This window comes from Escherichia sp. MAL-1 (assembly GCF_052948035.1).
Genome location: NZ_CM129609.1, coordinates 982,359 through 1,000,846 on the forward strand (window position 1 = coordinate 982,359; position 18,488 = coordinate 1,000,846).

12 protein-coding genes are annotated in these 18,488 nt (G+C 51.0%); 2 read left to right on the forward strand and 10 right to left on the reverse strand.

Annotated elements, in window-relative coordinates:
* Positions 1-16: 16 nt before the first annotated feature.
* From ghxQ to mocA, 8 genes are all read right to left on the reverse strand, one after another.
* On the reverse strand, positions 17-1,384 hold the full coding sequence (gene ghxQ / locus ACU8XX_RS04865; RefSeq protein WP_016242368.1) for a guanine/hypoxanthine transporter GhxQ: 1,368 nt from the start codon (positions 1,382-1,384) through the stop codon (positions 17-19).
* Between the two features lie 35 nt (positions 1,385-1,419).
* Entirely contained in the window at positions 1,420-2,736 is a 1,317-nt protein-coding gene (gene guaD / locus ACU8XX_RS04870) for a guanine deaminase (protein ID WP_001299798.1), read from the reverse strand.
* 17 nt (positions 2,737-2,753) lie between these two features.
* Positions 2,754-4,154 carry a xanthine/proton symporter XanQ gene (xanQ, locus tag ACU8XX_RS04875; RefSeq protein WP_001280192.1) on the reverse strand — a complete coding sequence of 467 codons (1,401 nt, stop codon included), beginning with the start codon at positions 4,152-4,154 and terminating at the stop codon, positions 2,754-2,756.
* 164 nt (positions 4,155-4,318) lie between these two features.
* Positions 4,319-7,189, reverse strand: a complete 2,871-nt coding sequence (locus ACU8XX_RS04880) for a molybdopterin-dependent oxidoreductase Mo/Fe-S-binding subunit (RefSeq protein ID WP_000583615.1) — start codon at positions 7,187-7,189, stop codon at positions 4,319-4,321.
* On the reverse strand, positions 7,186-7,965 hold the full coding sequence (gene ygfM / locus ACU8XX_RS04885) for a molybdopterin-dependent oxidoreductase FAD-binding subunit (protein ID WP_000572462.1): 780 nt from the start codon (positions 7,963-7,965) through the stop codon (positions 7,186-7,188). Before ygfM ends, ACU8XX_RS04880 begins: the two co-directional genes overlap by 4 nt.
* A 50-nt stretch (positions 7,966-8,015) precedes the next feature.
* Entirely contained in the window at positions 8,016-9,344 is a 1,329-nt protein-coding gene (gene ssnA, locus ACU8XX_RS04890) for a putative aminohydrolase SsnA (RefSeq protein WP_000906252.1), read from the reverse strand.
* 2 nt (positions 9,345-9,346) lie between these two features.
* Positions 9,347-12,445, reverse strand: coding sequence for a putative selenate reductase subunit YgfK (gene ygfK, locus ACU8XX_RS04895; RefSeq protein ID WP_000502388.1), 3,099 nt, complete (start codon positions 12,443-12,445; stop codon positions 9,347-9,349).
* Positions 12,446-12,766: 321 nt separating this feature from the next.
* Positions 12,767-13,345, reverse strand: a complete 579-nt coding sequence (gene mocA / locus ACU8XX_RS04900) for a molybdenum cofactor cytidylyltransferase (RefSeq protein WP_240765371.1) — start codon at positions 13,343-13,345, stop codon at positions 12,767-12,769.
* A 102-nt stretch (positions 13,346-13,447) separates the two neighbouring features.
* On the opposite strand from mocA, the gene yqeC reads away from it, so the two are divergent.
* Positions 13,448-14,218, forward strand: a complete 771-nt coding sequence (gene yqeC, locus ACU8XX_RS04905; RefSeq protein WP_001300448.1) for a selenium cofactor biosynthesis protein YqeC — start codon at positions 13,448-13,450, stop codon at positions 14,216-14,218.
* A 47-nt stretch (positions 14,219-14,265) separates the two neighbouring features.
* Positions 14,266-15,891 carry a selenium-dependent molybdenum cofactor biosynthesis protein YqeB gene (yqeB, locus tag ACU8XX_RS04910; protein ID WP_016242367.1) on the forward strand — a complete coding sequence of 542 codons (1,626 nt, stop codon included), beginning with the start codon at positions 14,266-14,268 and terminating at the stop codon, positions 15,889-15,891.
* A gap of 220 nt (positions 15,892-16,111) precedes the next feature.
* On the opposite strand, the gene arcC is transcribed toward yqeB, so the two are convergent.
* Positions 16,112-17,044, reverse strand: a complete 933-nt coding sequence (gene arcC, locus ACU8XX_RS04915) for a carbamate kinase (protein WP_000037992.1) — start codon at positions 17,042-17,044, stop codon at positions 16,112-16,114.
* Between the two features lie 47 nt (positions 17,045-17,091).
* On the reverse strand, positions 17,092-18,477 hold the full coding sequence (gene hyuA / locus ACU8XX_RS04920) for a D-phenylhydantoinase (RefSeq protein WP_001264452.1): 1,386 nt from the start codon (positions 18,475-18,477) through the stop codon (positions 17,092-17,094).
* Positions 18,478-18,488: the final 11 nt, after the last annotated feature.

An 18,488-nucleotide genomic window follows, 5' to 3' on the forward strand; every position in this document is an offset into this window, starting at 1 on the left:
AGGCGCGGAGAATCTATTAGATTGCCCAACCACCCGCGTAAAATGCGACCAGTGCGGCAGTAATGATCACCGTACCAATATTCAACTTTTGCCATTCGCGAGCAAAGACACGGCCTACGACCAGTATCACAAAGCCCAGCATAATACCGGTAACGATATTACAAGTCAGAACGATGAACACGGCACACACCAGGCCAGCCATTGCGTCAATAAAATCGTTGAAATCCAGCTTCGAGACGTTACTTAACATCAGCAAACCCACGTACATCAGAGCGGGTGCAGTGGCGTAACCAGGGATCAAAAATGACAGCGGTGATAAGAACAGAATCAGCAGGAATAACGCCCCCACTACGGTTGCGGTCAACCCTGTTTTACCCCCGGCGGCGGTTCCTGCCGCTGATTCGATATAAACCGCTGCGGGCGCTGCGCCCACCAGACCGGAGAATATTGAACTTACTGAGTCACTGGTCAGGGCTTTGCCGCCATTGATGATCTGGTTGTCTTTATCCAACAAATTCGCCTGACCGGCGACGGCACGGATGGTGCCAGTGGCGTCGAACACTGCGGTCATCACCAATGCCAGTACACTCGGAAGTACGGTTGGCTGGAGTGCGCCCATAATATCGAGGCTGAAAATCAGAGACTTACCATCTTCGCCAGTCAGGCTTGGCATCGCCACCAGACCGTGGTACTTCACCGCTGGATCAAAGATTAAGCCGATGATCGAAATTGCAATAATCACCAACAAGATCCCGCCGGGTACGCGACACTTCTCCAGACCGAAGATGACCGCCAGCCCCAGCAAGCTCATCATCACCGGGAAGGAGGTAAACGCACCGAGCGCCACTGGCAAGCCTTCAATCGGGTTTTTGATAACCATACCCACACCGTTAGCAGCAATCAGCAGCAGAAACAGGCCAATACCGATACCTGTACCGTGAGCGATACCCATCGGCAAATTACGTAAGATCCAGGTACGCACACCGGTTACGGAAATGGCGGTGAAGATGACGCCCATCAGAAATACCGCGCCCAGTGCGACAGGAACGCTAATTTGTTGCCCGAGTACCAGACTGAATGCGGTAAACGCCGTCAAGGAAATCGCGCAACCAATCGCCATTGGCAAATTGGCCCATAATCCCATCAGCAACGAGCCGAAGCCCGCGACCAGACAGGTGGCAACAAACACAGCTGCGGGAGGAAAACCTGCTTTGCCCAGCATTCCCGGAACGACGATAACGGAATAAACCATGGCCAGAAAGGTCGTTAAGCCAGCCAGTACTTCCTGACGAACGGTACTGCCACGAGCGGTAATTTTAAAATAATTATCCAGCGCGCCCTGTGGCTTTGGTGCGTCCGGTGTTTGTAGGATGTCTCCAGACATAATGATGTCCTCACGAGGATGTTAAAGTTTTATTATTAGTTGCGTTCGTACACCAGACGACCATCAACGTAGGTGCGGTAGATCGAACGGTCATCGCCCAACGTCATCATCACGAACAATTTGTCGACTAAAGAAACAGAGTTGTCATAGCGCAGCTGCTGTAGCGGAGTGGCGGTGGGTTCCATCACCACGAAATCAGCCTCTTTGCCAGGTAAAAAGTTGCCAATCAAATCGTCAAGGCCCAGAGATTTCGCTCCGCCGAGCGTGGCCAGGTAAAACGCTTCATATGCCGAGAGGCGATAGCCTTGTAATTGCAACACTTTGTAGGCTTCGTTCAGCGTTTGCAGCATGTTGAAAGTGGTTCCGGCACCGATATCCGTTCCCATGCCCACTTTAACTTTCTTCTGCCATGCTTTTTTCAAGTTGAATAAGCCGCTGCCGAGGTAAAGGTTGGAGGTCGGACAGAAAGCAATGCTGGATTTGGTTTCGCTGAGACGATCCCACTCTTTTTCTTCGAGATGGACGCAGTGAGCAAAGACACAGTTTTTACCGGTCAGGCCGTACTGATGGTAAACATCCAGATAACCATCATGGTCAGGATAAAGCGATTTCACCCAGGCAATTTCATCTTTGTTTTCACAGAGATGGGTATGTACCCACGTATCCGGATATTCTTCTTTCAGACGTTGCGCCATCGCCATCTGTTCAGGAGATGAGGTCGGGGCGAAGCGTGGCGTAATCGCATATAGCAGACGACCATTTTTGTGCCAGCGTTCAATCAGTTCTTTGCTTTGGTGATAGCTGCTTTCGGCAGTGTCGAGCAGATAATCCGGTGCGTTACGGTCCATCATCACCTTACCGGCAATCATACGCATATTGATATGACTGGCGGCTTCAAACAGCGCATCAACGGATTGCGGATGAACAGTGCCAAACACCAGCGCCGTGGTGGTTCCGTTACGTAAAAGCTGCTTGATGAAGAACGCCGACATTTCGCGGGCGTACTCTAAATCCTCATAACGCCGTTCAGTAGGGAAGGTGTGTTTATTCAACCACTCCAGCAATTGCTCACCATAGGCCCCCACCATTTCACTTTGCGGATAATGGATATGTGTATCGACAAAGCCCGGTACTATCAGTTTGCCGCGATAGTCGCGCACGCGAATGGTGTCAGGAATTTGATGCTTTCCGTTTTCCCATTCGCCAAACCATTCCACTTTTCCCTGTTTAATGAGTAATAAACCATCCTCAATAAACCGCAGCGCAGAGGCAATCTCTTCCGGGTTATCGACCGTACGGGTGACATCAATAAAACTGCCTCGTACCGCTTTTAACGTGTGTTCTCCTGACATCATTGACTCCTTTACTGTTAATCCATCTCTTCCGCTGAGGTAATACCAGGCAGAACGTTTTCCTGTCGGTAGCCACCAGGGAGGATAATATTTAATAAAATCGCAGTTAACCCGCCAGCACAAATAGGGTTTTCAACTAATACATAAATAGAGGCTGGCAATATTTTAAAAATTTCGGGATCGTAGGAGACGCCAAGCCCTAAACCTAAAGAAGTGGCGACAATAAGTGTTTCACGCCGCTTTAATCCGTTGGTGATGATGATGCGAATCCCAGCGATGGCAATCATGGAAAACATCAACGTCATTGCGCCTCCCAGAACTGCCGAGGGAATGGTCGTGAAGAAGCCGCCAATCATCGGAAATAAGCCGAGGATAACCAGCATTACCGCGATGGTTCGCCCGACATAACGTGAAGCGACGCCAGTCATCTGAATAACCCCATTATTTTGCGCAAACGTGGTTAATGGTAATGAACCGACAGCGGAGGCGATAACAGAAACCAGACCATCTGCCAGCACGCCGCCTTTCAGTCGGGACTGATACTCTTCCCCCTGAATGGGGCGGCGGGAAACCATTGCCGTGGCGGTGATATCGCCGACTGCTTCCAGCACGCTAAGCAGATAAATCGTGCCAACCACCAGGAACTGATGGAAGCTAAAACTAAAGCCGTATTTGAACGGATGCGGGATGGTGATTAACGGCAAATTGCGCATACTGCTGAAATCCACCATGCCCAGGCATAACGATGCGATATAGCCGACACATAGCCCAATGGCGATCCCTCCCATGCGTAGCAACGGACTGCGACAGCAGTTAAAGCCGATCACCACAATTAAAACCAATAAACCAACGCCGAGATGTTCGTAATTGCCGAACGTACCGCTGCTTTTGGCTGCAAATCCTCCACCAAAATCGATAATGCCGACTTTAATCAGGCTTAAGCCGATCATCAGTACCACAATACCGCTGACGGTAGGCGTAATAACCCGACGTAAATAGGGCAAGATAAATGAAGATCCGACAACCAGAAATGCGCCAACGAAGGAGACGCCGAGAAGCGACGACATGATTAACTCTTCGTGAAAACCGTCGCTTTTCATGCTGCTGCCCAGCGCAATCATGACCGTAACAAATGAAAAATTGACTGACTGAATTGAGAGTAGGCCAGAACCGACGATGCCGTAGCGGTTTACTTGTAACCAGGTACCAATACCAGAGGCGATCATCGCCATAGAAACAAGATAGGCAGTTGTTTCAGCGGAAAGCTGTAAGGCCGCACCCACGATTAACGCGGGGGTTACCATAGGAACGAAAATTGCCAACAGATGGGTAATGGCACCAACGAGAGCCTGATGAAAGGGAGGGCGATCCTCCAGTTCAAATATAAGGTCAGAACCTGCATGGTTTATATCAGACATCCCTTCACTCCTTTTAAAGTAAATTTGATCATCTGAATTAGTAAAATAAATTCCCACGAATTTGGGGCGCAGGACGCCTTGAGAACGGCTTATCTCATTTTCGCAGTCACTATTTAGTCATCGTTCAAACAGAGAAACAGGCCGCCGAAGCGGCCATTTATTATTTATATTTTTTCCAGCGCAGTGAGTATTTTCTCCGGTGTGAAATGCCATTCGCGTAACCAGATGCCGCATGCATCGTGAATTGCGGTAGCAATCGCCGGAGCTGCGCCATTTACACCGATTTCCGAGATCGATTTCGCCCCGAACGGGCCGACTTTATCGTCGCTCGGCACCAGCACAGCGCGGAAATCACGCGGAATGTCACCAATTTTCGGTGCGCCGTAACTGCGTAAATCACGCGTTAACGGGTGACCTTCGGCGTCATAAATGATCTCTTCGCTCATACTGTGGCCGATAGCACGCAGGGTGGCACCGTAGATTTGTCCCAACGCTAACTCTGGATTGACCGGTGTACCGCAGTCCAGCAAGGCGTAGAATTTATCCAGGCGGATTTCACCCGTACGCGTGTTGACGGCAACTTCAGCGAAGTTTGCGCCATACGGGAAGGCGAAATCAGGCGTGATATAACTGCCAGTTCCCACCAGTGAACCAAAGCCGGTGCCGGTTTCGCCTTTATGGGCAATATCCCCGAAACTAACTTCGCCTTTCTTGCCGCGCACGACGCCCGGCGTTGCCAGTTGAACATCTGCCACTGGCTCACCCAACATTTGCGCGCCGTGGAACAGAATTTTCTCCCGTAGATTTTCCGCTGCCAAACGCGCCGCGTTACCCGAGAAGCAAGTACCGGACGAGGCATATGCGCCTTTATCAAACAACGCATGATCGGTATCACCGGAGATAACATGCACGTCCTGCGGTGGGCAGTGCAGCACTTCTGCTGCCAGTTTCGTCACTACAGTATCCAGACCAGTACCAATATCCGCACCGCCAGAATGAACGATAAAGGTGCCGTCCGATTCCAGTTTGATCATGCAGTTAGCCTGATCGATATCCGGGATACCCGATTTCTGCATGATAATGGCGACGCCGCGACCGATGTGCCAGTCACCATTTTGCGGTTTCGGTGACGACCATTGGATCATCTCGCGACCCTGACGCAGGATCTCTTCCAGTGCACAGCTGGCGGCGGAAGGAACGGAGGTCGGCGCTTTACCTTCACCGATTGCACCGAGAATTTTCAGCTCTTGCCCTTCGTGTACCCGGTTACGTTCGATAATTTCCAGTTGGTCGATCTGTAACTGTTCAGCCAGTTCCGCTAATGCCATGGTGATAGCGAAGTTACCTTTCGGTGCGCCATAACCCTGATAAGCACCATTTGGGCAAATGTTGCTGTAGTAGGTGGTGACCTGGAAATCGACGTTATCGCACGGATATAACGGCAGCGACAGCGCCGGTCCGTTACACGGTACGGTGAGTGAGTGGTTGCCGTAAGGGCCAGTGTTGGCGCGGAAATCCATCTTCACTGCCGTCAGGCGACCATCTTTTTTCGCTCCCAGTTTGACGGTGACTTTCGCGACGTGACGAGAGGTGTTAGCAATAAACTCTTCTTCACGGGTGTAGCGGAACAGTACCGGACGCCCGGTCACGCAGGTTGCCCAGGCGCACACTTCTTCCAGCAGGATGTCCTGTTTGGAACCAAAACCGCCGCCAACTCGCTCTTTAATGACATGAACTTTATGCTGTTTCATGCCCACGAGGCGCGCGACCTGGCGGCGTAAGTGCCATGGTACCTGGGTGGAGGCGTGGATAACCAGACGATCGCCGTCCATACGAGTAAAGCAGATATGTGTTTCAGTCGGGCACTGCTGCGCTTGCGTTGAGTTATAGGTTCGCTCAATGATCACATCGGCATCGGCAAAGCCTTTGTCCATATCGCCAATATGACCATGAATACTGGCGGCGATATTTTTGCGAGGGCGAGAACCGATCGGGAAGTTGATGATCATATGCTCGCCGCGCTGGGCTGCATGGCTGTTATCGTCTTCCAGAGTATCTGGCGCACCAGCAACATACACCACCGGTTCATCGTGCACGACAGGCGCATCTTCCGCCATTGCTTCGTCGATCGACATTACCGGCTTAAGCACTTCATATTCAACGTCGATGAGCTTCAGTGCTTCGAGCGCAATTTCTTCACTTTCTGCGACGACCGCAGCAACACGATCGCCGACGTGACGCATTTTCTTGCCGAACATACGGCGGTCAAGCGGTGACGGTTCCGGTGCGCTCTGACCACCCGGGGTATAGTAGATATCCGGGCAATTCAGGTGAGTAATAACGTGAACGACGCCCGGTAAGGCTTCAGCTTTGCTGACATCCAGATGAGTAATCAGTGCGTGAGCGTGTGGGCTACGTAACATTTTAATGACGCAGGCGTCAGCCGTTACGCGGTCTTCAACATAGCAGGGTTTCGCCTGCACCATTTTCGCGGCATCAGTTTTAGGATAATGCTTACCAATGACTTCTAGGTCGTCACGGAAAGTCGGAGCGATATCAATGGTGGCCTGCGGATTATTTTTACGTGCAACCGCCAGTTCAATGACCTGATAGTATTGCTGCCAGCCAGCATCGCGGCTGAACAAACCAGAAAGCGCGTCGTCGATCTCTTCGCGGGTAGGTGCGGCGATGCGATCGAGAAGATCGGTGATAATCAGAGCTGCAGCTGGATCGTTATAACCAGACTGCACCACGCCAACATCAACCATTGCCTGTTGAACCAGACTTAACTCGTTCCATTTGCCCAGAGATTCTGCGGTACGAATATCTGCCTTCTCTAACTGTGCGGCAATAAGCAAGGACGCGTTAACGATATTACCGTTAAAGATTATTGCGTCAGAACCGGCAAACCCGAAACCATCATCACTGTTGCGTACAGAGTGCATTCCCATGTTAAACAACAGCTTTTGCACGTTTTCGCCTGGATTAACGGTTAGCTCCTGAGGCGCGCCATTTAAAGTAAAGTGGATGATCATACGGCTTCCTCCCCAGCCTGTTGGCAGTCGGCATACAGGTCGGCTACCAGAACTCCCGTGATATAGCGTTTATAGGCCACGCTGCCCCGCAAATCTTCCTGCGGGAAAATGGCGTTGGCGACAGCCTGTTCAAGTGCATTGCCTTCCAGATTTTGTTTTTCGACATCATGCAGACGCAGTGCTTTACTGGCGACGCCATCCAGCGCAATTCGCATACCGTCGTGGTCTGTCATTGCAACGGCTGCCGTCACGACGGTTAAACCTGCCTGAGAACGGCTAATTTTGCGGGTCGCACAGGTGCGATACGGATCTTTAATGATAATTTCGGTTAGCAGGCGATCGCATGGGCAGGCCAGGTAGTCCTCGATTGACAGCGTTTCGCCGTTGCCAAAAACCAGTTCAGCATCCAGTGCCAACAGGACGGGAAGCAGCACCGACTCTTCCTGGCGGGCGGCGATTTCACCACCAATGGTCGACTGATTACGAACATGGCGTGAGTAAACAAAACCGAGGGCTTCACGCAGCGCTGCAGGAATAAATCGCGCATCACGCAGTGGCTGCAAGCGAGACATTGCGCCAATCCGCAGTGCACCGTTATCCCAGTCAACCCAGTCCAGTTCCAGATCCTGTAAGGAAATGGCAATCTTTTTATCGGTACGGGTTGGTGTAGCATTGAGTTTGCTGCCCCCGGCGAACCAGACGGCTTCATCCTGGTAGCGGCGCTTCAGTTCCAGCGCCTGTTCGACAGAGTCGGGCCTGAAAAATTGTTCAATCATCTTCTTTCCTTATTTAACCCTCTTCCCTGCGGGAAGAGGGCATCTGTCATTTATGCCAGCGCATCCATCCGACGCCACATACTGGCAGCGGCTTTTCTGGCTTGTGCATAAATGGAATCGCAATCGAAGTTAAACTGACGGTCTTCATAGACCATCACACCATTGACCATCACGCTGTGAACGCTGCCTGAGCCCATACCGAAAGCGATATGCCCGGCGATATTGTCTGCCAGCAGCGGCGTCGGCGAGTTGTAATCGCAAATGGTTAAATCAGCTTTGTAACCGGCTTCCAGAAGCCCAAATTTCGCGCCAAAGTTGCGGCTCATCAGTTCGTTACCGTTAGTCAGGGCTTTGGCAAAACTGTCAGGCCACAGCGGACCACCCGCATCGCGATGTTTAAAGAAGGCAAATTTCATCTCTTCAAACATGTCCGAACCAATGCCGTCCGTTCCCAACGCCAGATTGCGGATGTCGCTAAGGTGATGGTTGTAGCCGACATGGTTGTTCATGTTTGAACGGGCGTTATGCACCAGGAACGCATCGCGCTGATTGAGTAGGGTGATGTCATCTTTCGACAAGTACAGCCCATGAGCGACCAGCGTTTTGCTGTCGATGAGATCGAATTGCGCCAGTCGTGCCAGCAGGTCTTTGCCGTACCAGTGGTGACTGTAGGAAACGTCGTAAAGGTCTTCCGCAGCGTGAATATGCAAACCACGGCCTGTGGCTTTCACGGCTTCACGCAGCATCTCCAGACCGGCATCCGGCACGGTAAACGGCGCGTGAGCACCGATATGTGCTTCCACCAGATACGGCTCGCTTGTCGCTTTCTTCGCCTCATCAATCAAACGGGCGAAACGGATGTTTTCTTCTACACCTTCCTGCAACTCTTTGATGCCGTTGTTACGGTCAGTAGTTTCAAAACAGGTCATCGCGCGCAGGCCAACTTTTAAAAATGCGTCGCGCAATGTGGAGAGCGACCCGCCGATATACGCCGGAGAGGCATGGTGATCGATAACCGATGTACATCCGCTCTTAATCGCTTCCAGGGAACAAATCAGTCCGCTGTAATAGAGCGACTCTTCATCAAGGGCGCGATCGAGCCGCCACCAGAGATTTTTCAGCGTTGAGATGAAATCCGGGCAAGGGGCGATGTTTGCCATAATTCCGCGGGAAAGCCCCGAGTAAAAATGGTTGTGCGAGCAGACAATCCCTGGCATCACAATCCGGCCATGCATCTCTTTGAAGCTGGCGTCGGGGTAGCGTTGCGTCAGGGCATCGCCGATAGCGACAATCACATCGTTTTCGATGGCGATATCAACGCCTTCCTGCACTTTTGCCGGGTGTAGCTGTACCGCAGTGACATTCTTCAGAATCAACATGATTACACCTCCACGCGGCCCAGCAGATAATGATGATGCTGGTGGACATGGCTGATGATGCGGCACATATCGTTCAGCTCCGGTGGTACGTTGTTAAACTGACCTTTGCTGTCGATGTTTAACACCCAGCTTTGGTTATTCAGACGTACTCGTACCCGGCAATCTTCCACAAGGAAGCCTGGGTTGCTGCTGTTATCAAAGTCTTGCGCCAGGCTGAAGACGGTGATTTTGTCTTTGTACGGTTTACCGTTCCACGGACAGAACTGAGCGCAGTTGCCGCATTCGTTACAGTAAGCGTCGAGGTGCAGCGTCTGGAAACGGTTCTGGAAGCCTGGGACCGCAATGGAGACGTTGGCGCGGTTCGGGCAGACATCCACACACTTGCTGCAAACGTAGTTACATTCGAGGCAGCGAGCGGCTTCCTGGGCGACAAACGCGTCACGATCGTCACTGTTCACCAGCGTGATAGAGATATCGCCTTTACGTTGATAGATTTCCGCTGGATTGACGTTGTTCCAGTATTTATCGTTCTGGTGGGAACGGATATTTTCCCGACTAAGGATGGCATCGGTCGCCCGACGCGCGGTTCCGACAGCAGCGACAATGGAGGATGGTCCGCGCTGTACGTCGCCGATCATAAAGACGTCAGTCAGACGAGTTTCGCCATTATGGTCGACGTCTGGCCAGCCGTTTTTGTCCAGCGGCACGCCCATCGCATTCAGGGCTTCAGTATCCTGCTGTTCACCAATGGCGGTGATCAGGCTGTCTACAAGCAGTGTTACTGTTTCATTGGTTTCAACCGGACGACGACGACCTTTCTCATCCGGTTCGCCAAGCGACATAACGCGCAAGGTTAAGGTGCCATCAGCATCGAAACGTTCCGGATTATTCAGGAAACGGAACTCTACGCCGTCGTGCAACGCTTCTTCATACTCTTCGCGCCATGCGGGCATCTCTTGTAGTGAACGACGGTAAACGATCGTTGCTTTTTCTACGCCTGGAACGCGTAACGCCGCACGAGCGCAGTCCATTGCGGTGTTACCCGCCCCGACAACGACCACATGTTTGCCCAGCTTGAGCGCTGTACCCTTGTTGTATTCACGCAGGAAGGGGAGTGATTTCCAGACATTTTGGTTGTCGCCCGCCAGTTTCACACCGCTATTTTTATCAGTGCCGGTGGCAATCAGAACATAGTGGAAGCCCTGATTTTTTAACTGCTCAATGGTTAAATCGGGTGAGCAGCCATACTCAAATTTCACGCCGTGAGCGGCAACAAAATCGATATCGTGCTGAATTAACTCTGCAGGAATACGGAACTGAGGAATGATATTTTTCACCACGCCGCCCGCATTGGCTTCGCGTTCAAACAGCGTAACCGGATGGCCCGCTCTGGCAAGGAAGTAACCTGCTGCCAGACCCGCCGGACCTGCACCAATCACGGCAACCGGATGGCGTGAACCAGAACCGGCTGGTTTGTGCCAGCGTTGCTTATATTCATCCCAACCTTTTTCCAGCGCGACTTTTTTCAGTTCGCGGATATTCAGCGCACTGTCGTAATCCAGGCGGGTACAGTTGTATTGGCACTGGTGATCGCAAATATGACCGGTAATGGCGGGCAGGGCGTTGCGTTGGTAGATAAGTTCCAGCGCGTCGGCATAGCGGTGTTCGCCAAGCAGACGGATGTATTCCGGAATATCTTGCTTGATAGCGCAGGCAGTAACACAGGGGGCAACGTAGCAGTCGGTCAGCGGCAGGTCTTCTGCCACTTCAATACGCTCTTCTGGCTTCCAGTGTTTCTGGGTGTATTCCATGGTTAGCGCGTCTGCTGCCAGTCTGTTCAGTCGTTCGACGTCAACATGGTCAAGTCCCCAGGCGTCGGAGCCTTCCAGCTCGCGCATGCAGGCACTTAAGCGCAGATAGCCACCAGGTTTCAGCAGGTCGGTTGCCATCGTGATAGGGCGAATACCAGTATCAAAAATATCGCGGATAGTCAGCTGACTGGCACCACCGGAATAAGAAATGGGCAGTTTGCCGTCAAAGGCGCGTGAGAGAACTGCTGCAACATTGATGGAGAGCGGGAACAGCGCACGGCCTGACATATACATCTCTTCACCGGGCAGTGCGCCTTTATTGTTGATGGTGCCGAGAGTGTTAGTCAGTTTTACGCCAAAGCCGAGTGATTTTTCTTTTGCCAGTGCCATCAGGCGTTCCAGCATTTCCAGCGCTTGCGTCAGCTTGAGGTCGTGATCAAATGACTCTTCTTTTAAGCCTATGTAACCGAAACCGCAGACATCGAGGATCTCACGAACACGCGCGTACCCCAGTAAGGTTGGGTTAAGTTTGACAAAGGTGTTGAGCCCTTTTTCTTCCAGCATGTAACGGCAAATGGCTTCGATTTCATGCGGAGGACAGCCGTGCATGGTGGAGAGGGTGACGCCCTGCACCATACCGGTGGGGATGCGAGCGGGTAAAGCTTGCAAGCTTTCGCGTTTTTCCTGCAATCCGTGGCGGGCTAAAAATGCGTCATCCTGGAGTAATTTATTCAGCGTATCGCGATATTGCGCGAATTTCGGATGGTCAGATGCGTCCATCATATTGTCGATGAACTGTTGCATCGGCGGTTGCTTAATACCTTCAAGGTTGTAACCGACGCTCATATTAAAGATGAACGATTTACCGGAATCAGAAGGCTGGAACATCGCTTCGAGAAGGTGCAGGGCAAACCAGGCTTTGAGGTATTCATCCCAGGCTTTAAGCAGGGTAAATTCGGTAGACCATTCGGTGTTAAAGCACTCGTCTTCGGCATCGATACAAGGCTTTTCCAGCTCCAGGCGGTCAAGAATTTGGACGGTTTTTAGTTCGATGAAGCGTCCGCCAGTCAGCCAGGAAGTGACAATATTTTGCGCGAGCTGCGTGTGCGGGCCAGCGGCAGGGCCGACGGGAGTGGCACAGGTTTCACCGAAGACGCTAACAGTTTTACCTTTTACGGGTGAGTAAAACTGTTGCTCGGGAATACCAAAGATTGAGCGTTGTTGTTGGTATTCATCAAATATGCGCGTCAAAAGTTCCTCAAACGGAATGGGACGCATAATATCCCCCATAACCCTCTCCTTAGCTTATACAGATATCATTGAGTGACCGGTGTTGAGAAATCCGGTGGTTTAGGGGGATAGAGCAACAATCGCACCACTCTTGCCAGGTTTGGCGGGAAATATAAAAAAATGTGAGGCGGCTCGAAACTTAAGGGCTTTTTGTGAATGAACTCACAGGTGCCAAATGAGAATTAAAATCACTCCTGAAAATTATTATTGCCAGCCCATTTATCACTTTTTCTCTTTTCTCAAAATCAGTGATTCCTTATCATTATGATAAAGAGTGCTGGAGGGGTTAAATATTTGAACGCAATCGTTTAACTACATTTTCTAAATTTCAGTATACCTTTTCTTCGCTGTAATAAAGTCGTCCGGAGTATCAATATCTAAAATTATTTCTGCATTTTCTATTTCGACGGAATAATGATCTCCCATAAGGAGTGCCTGACGCATATTGGTGACATTGGGTCGCTGGAATGCCTGCATCAAGCATGGTTTTGACACTAAAATCGGATGGCCGGGGATGCCATTATGGAGTGGCAGTATTGCGCCATCATTTCGTAACGACCAGATTTTTCTAAAAATATTAATGGTGAGGGTTGGCATGTCACCGTGGGTGAGAAAACAATGTTCTGTTTGCACTGCGGGTACTGCGGCCTTGACTGATGTTAGTAAACCCTGGGCATAATCTGGGTTGTGAATAATAGTGATATTACTCTGGTTCGCATAACGTTCGTGCAGTTCATTACCACGATAGCCGGTGACTAAAATAATTCGGCTACAAAACTGCAACGCATTTTTGATACTTGTATCAAGAATTGTTCCCTGTTGCCAGGGTAACATCATTTTCCATTGCCCCATTCTTGATGATAATCCGGCAGCGGTAATTATACAGTCGATGGCTGACATAGTGGTTCCATTATTTATAGGGGCTAATAACGCCTGATAATTGCGTTACTTCCTGTTGGATTAAGTTGGGGGTAATTTATCCCAGAGAGGTCATAAAGACTCGTGAAAAGTATAGTTGACCCATCGGCATTATTCATTGATTTAGGTGCGCAGAAACGTCCCACTGTGATTTCTGTTGTTGGTGCTGGGGGGAAAACCAGCTTGCTTTTTTGGCTGGCAGAACTGCTCCAGACTCGCGGCAGGCGTGTGTTAATCACTACGACGACACATATGTTTATGCCAAAGTCACACTGGCCCGTGGTTTTCTGTCGTGATCCCGCCATGCTTCTTCATGCGTCTCTTACATCCCCCATTTCATTTTGTTTTCACAGCTGGAAAGCGAACCAGGGAAAAGTGCAGGGATTTACGCCAGAAGCGATTGATGCACTGGTGCAACGACCAGAGTGTGACGTAATTCTCATTGAAGCAGATGGCTCGCGTGGAATGCCGTTAAAAGCGCCTGATGAGCACGAACCTTGCATACCCAAAAGCAGTTGCTGCGTGATTGCTGTGATGGGAGGACATACTTTGGGCGCGAAAGTGAGCACAGAAAATGTCCATCGCTGGTCGCAGTTTGCTGATATTACCGGGTTAACACCTGATGCAACCTTGCAACTGAGCGATCTCGTTGCGCTGGTTCGCCACCCTCAGGGGGCGTTTAAAAACGTACCGCAAGGTTGTCGGCGAGTCTGGTTCATTAACCGTTTTTCTCAATGTGAGAATGCGATTGCACAAAGCGAGCTCCTTCAACCGCTGCAACAACATGACGTAGAGGCAATCTGGCTGGGCGATATACAAGAACATCCTGCAATCGCGCGCAGATTTGTGAATTAGCGGCCCGGGTATTCCGGGTTACTGAAAGGATATCCATTGAGGTTGGTATGAATATTTTCACAGAGGCTGCAAAACTCGAAGAGCAAAATTGTCCGTTTGCGATGGCGCAAATTGTTGATAGCCGAGGCTCGACTCCCCGCCATTCTGCACAAATGTTAGTGCGCGCCGATGGTTCTATCATCGGTACAATTGGTGGCGGAATGGTTGAGCGGAAGGTGATTGAAGAGTCGCTTCAGGCATTGCAGGAACGTAAGCCGCGATTATTCCATGGACGTATGGCTCGTAACGGTGCGGATGCTGTCGGGTCAGATTGTGGAGGTGCAATGTCAGTATTTATCAGCGTCCATGGTATGCGTCCACGTCTGGTGTTGATTGGCGCGGGGCATGTCAACCGGGCGATAGCCCAGAGTGCGGCGCTATTAGGATTTGATATTGCCGTTGCCGATATTTATCGCGAAAGCCTCAATCCTGAACTATTCCCACCATCAACCACGCTTCTCCATGCTGAGTCGTTTGGTGCGGCAGTGGAAGCACTGGATATTCGCCCTGATAATTTTGTCCTGATTGCCACGAATAATCAGGATCGTGAAGCCCTCGACAAACTCATTGAACAGCCCATTGCATGGTTGGGGTTGCTGGCAAGTCGTCGCAAGGTTCAGCTTTTCCTGCGCCAATTGCGTGAGAAAGGCGTGGCTGAAGAACATATTGCCCGTTTACATGCGCCCGTTGGTTACAACATAGGTGCGGAAACGCCGCAGGAGATCGCCATCAGCGTGCTGGCAGAAATATTACAGGTGAAAAATAACGCGCCGGGTGGGCTGATGATGAAACCTTCTCATCCTTCCGGACACCAGCTGGTGGTGATTCGCGGTGCGGGAGATATCGCCAGTGGTGTGGCGCTACGTCTGTATCATGCGGGTTTTAAAGTGATCATGCTGGAAGTGGAAAAACCGACAGTGATTCGTTGTACCGTGGCGTTTGCCCAGGCCGTGTTCGATGGCGAAATGACGGTCGAAGGCGTCACTGCTCGCCTGGCAACCAGCTCTGCGGAAGCGATGAAACTTACCGAACGCGGATTCATTCCTGTGATGGTAGATCCCGCCTGTTCATTGCTTGATGAACTGAAACCGCTTTGCGTGGTGGACGCTATTCTGGCGAAACAGAATTTGGGAACGCGGGCAGATATGGCACCAGTAACAATCGCGCTTGGGCCGGGCTTTACTGCTGGGAAGGATTGTCATGCGGTAATTGAAACAAATCGCGGGCACTGGCTCGGTCAGGTGATTTACTCTGGTTGTGCGCAGGAGAATACCGGTGTTCCTGGCAATATTATGGGGCATACCACCCGACGGGTGATCCGTGCTCCTGCTGCAGGCATTATGCGATCCAACGTGAAATTAGGCGATCTGGTGAAAGAGGGCGATGTGATTGCCTGGATTGGTGAGCATGAAATTAAAGCACCGTTGACGGGGATGGTGCGTGGCTTGTTGAACGACGGCCTGGCAGTGGTTGGTGGTTTTAAAATTGGTGATATCGATCCTCGTGGTGAAACCGCTGATTTCACCAGCGTTTCTGATAAAGCCCGGGCGATTGGCGGCGGCGTACTTGAGGCGTTAATGATGTTGATGCATCAGGGCGTGAAAGCGACAAAAGAAGTGCTGGAAGTGGCTTAAATGAAAATGGCCGGATGGTATTACCCACCCGGCCTGAGACTGATGACAAACGCCAAATTGCCTGATGCGCTACGCTTATCAGGCCTACAAGTGCATTGCAATCTATTGAATTTGCGATGTTTTGTAGGACGGATAAGACGCTCGCGCCGCATCCGGCATCAACAAAGCGCACTTACTTGACAATCTTTGGCCGGATGGTATTACCCACCCGGCCTTTAAATTACTGACAAATCACCGTTCCTGTTTTGCCTTCAATCCCTTCTTTCGCTTTGCTCAATACGGTAATCAGTGCTTCACGACCTGCGCGAGAGCGAGCAAACGAGGCGGCAGCTTCCACTTTAGGCAGCATAGAACCTTTCGCAAAATGACCTTCTTCGATAAAGCGTTCAGCATCACTTAATGACAGGCGATCGAGCCACTGTTCATTCTCTTTACCGAAGTTAATGGCCACTTTTTCTACCGCAGTCAGAATGATCAGCATATCGGCATCAATCATTTCTGCTAAACGGGCGCTGGCCCAGTCTTTATCGATAACCGCGCTGGCACCACGCAGATGGTTACCTTCACGAATAACAGGGATACCACCACCGCCAACGGTGATCACCACCTGACCTGCATCTACCAGAGCTTTAACCGTTTCTTTTTCAATGATATCAACCGGTTTTGGCGAGGCAACAACACGGCGATAGCCGCGACCAGCATCTTCTTTCAGAGTGTAACCCTGTTTTGTCAGTTGCTCTGCTTCTTGCTCGGTAAAGAACGAACCGATCGGCTTGGTCGGGTTGAGGAATGCCGGATCGTTAGCGTCGACTTCGACCTGAGTAACCAGCGTTGCTACAGGTTTATTAATGCCCCGAGAAAGCAGTTCTTCTCTTAAAGCGTTTTGTAGATCGTAACCAATATAACCCTGGCTTAATGCAACACAGACAGACATCGGCAGCATTGGCGAGTGCGCTTCAGTTTTTGCGGCAGCTTCAAAGGCCTGGTTAATCATGCCCACCTGCGGCCCGTTACCATGAGTGACGATAACTTCATGTCCCTGGGCAATTAAATCAACAATTGCCTGAGAAGTAATTTTTACCGCTTTCATTTGCCCGGCCAGGTCATCGCCCAGCGCATTCCCGCCCAGGGCGAGAACAATTTTCTTACTCATTTTTCCTCACTCATCATTCTTGATTGTGTATAGATCCCTGGCAGTGGTTAGAGCACGGGAGGGACAAACGGTTTGCGTCGCAGGAAACGACCTCGCCCGGCTTTGCCTGTAAAGGTGCCGTCACAGAAAATCGTTTCACCACGGGATAAGGTTCTGACAATCGCGCCCTGACAGGTAAAACCCTCCCATGGCGAGTAGTCGGCGTTGTCGTGGAGATGGCGATGCTGAATTTGTTGGCTCTGACGTGGGTCGATAATCACCACGTCGCCGTCGGAACCGGGCGCTAATAATCCTTTTTGCGGCCACAGGCCAAACAGCCTGGCGGGCATTGCGCTGGTTAATTCAACAAAGCGTTCCGGTGTTATACGTCCCGTCATCACGCCACTGGAAAACAGTAACTGCATGCGGTTTTCCACACCGGGTAAGCCATTTGGGCAGCGACTGAAATCGCCTTTAGAAATTTGCAGGCGTTGAGCCATCGAGAAGGTGCAGTGATCGGTTGCCACCACGTCAATCGCACCATCGCTGATGCCACACCACAGTTTGTCCTGCTCGCGTACGTTACGCAGCGGTGGGCTAAGAATGAACTTCATGCCATCTTCTGTATCGTAACTGCGTTCGTCCAACAGGAGATATTGTGGGCAGGTTTCAACCCAGACTGGCTGGTGATTCGCACGGGCAAGACGCAGATAATCCAGACCTAAGCCGTTAGACAGGTGCACGATATAGAGCGGGGCGTTACCGGCAATTTGTGCCAGGTTAATCATGCGGGCGATGGCTTCCGCTTCGCATTCCAGAGGGCGACTCAAGGCGTGATAGCGCGGCGCGGTTAACCCTGCGGCGATAAACTCCGCCCGCTTGCTGGCGATAGCCGCATCATTTTCCGGGTGCACGGTGGTCAGCGCGCCGGATTCATGCAGACGGCGTAATGCCTGCAAAACCTCGTCATCGTTGAGTTTGTATTGATAGGTTAAATAGAGTTTAAAACTGCTCAGTCCTTCCTCGACCATCATCGGGATTTCGTCGAGGATTGCGTGATTAATGTGCTGGATCACACCGTGAAAGCTGTAATCGATGACCGCTTTATGGGCGGCATAACCACGATAAACCTCCAGTTGATGGCGTAACCGACAGCCGTTTGGGCCAAATCCCATATGGTCAATAATGGTTGTTGTACCGCCACACGCAGCTGCGCGGGTACCGGTAAAAAAATCATCACAACTGCGCGCGATGCCGACATCAATATTGAAATGCGTATGGACATCCACGCCGCCAGGGAAAACGTAACAGCCAGTGGCATCAATTTCTTCATACGGGAGCTGCGGCGAAATATTGTTGCCCAACTGGCGAACAATCCCGCTTTCAATCAGCAAATCCTGTTTGGCTTGTCCATCTGCGTTAACGACAGTGCCGTTTTTGATCAATACGCGCATAGCAAACTCCA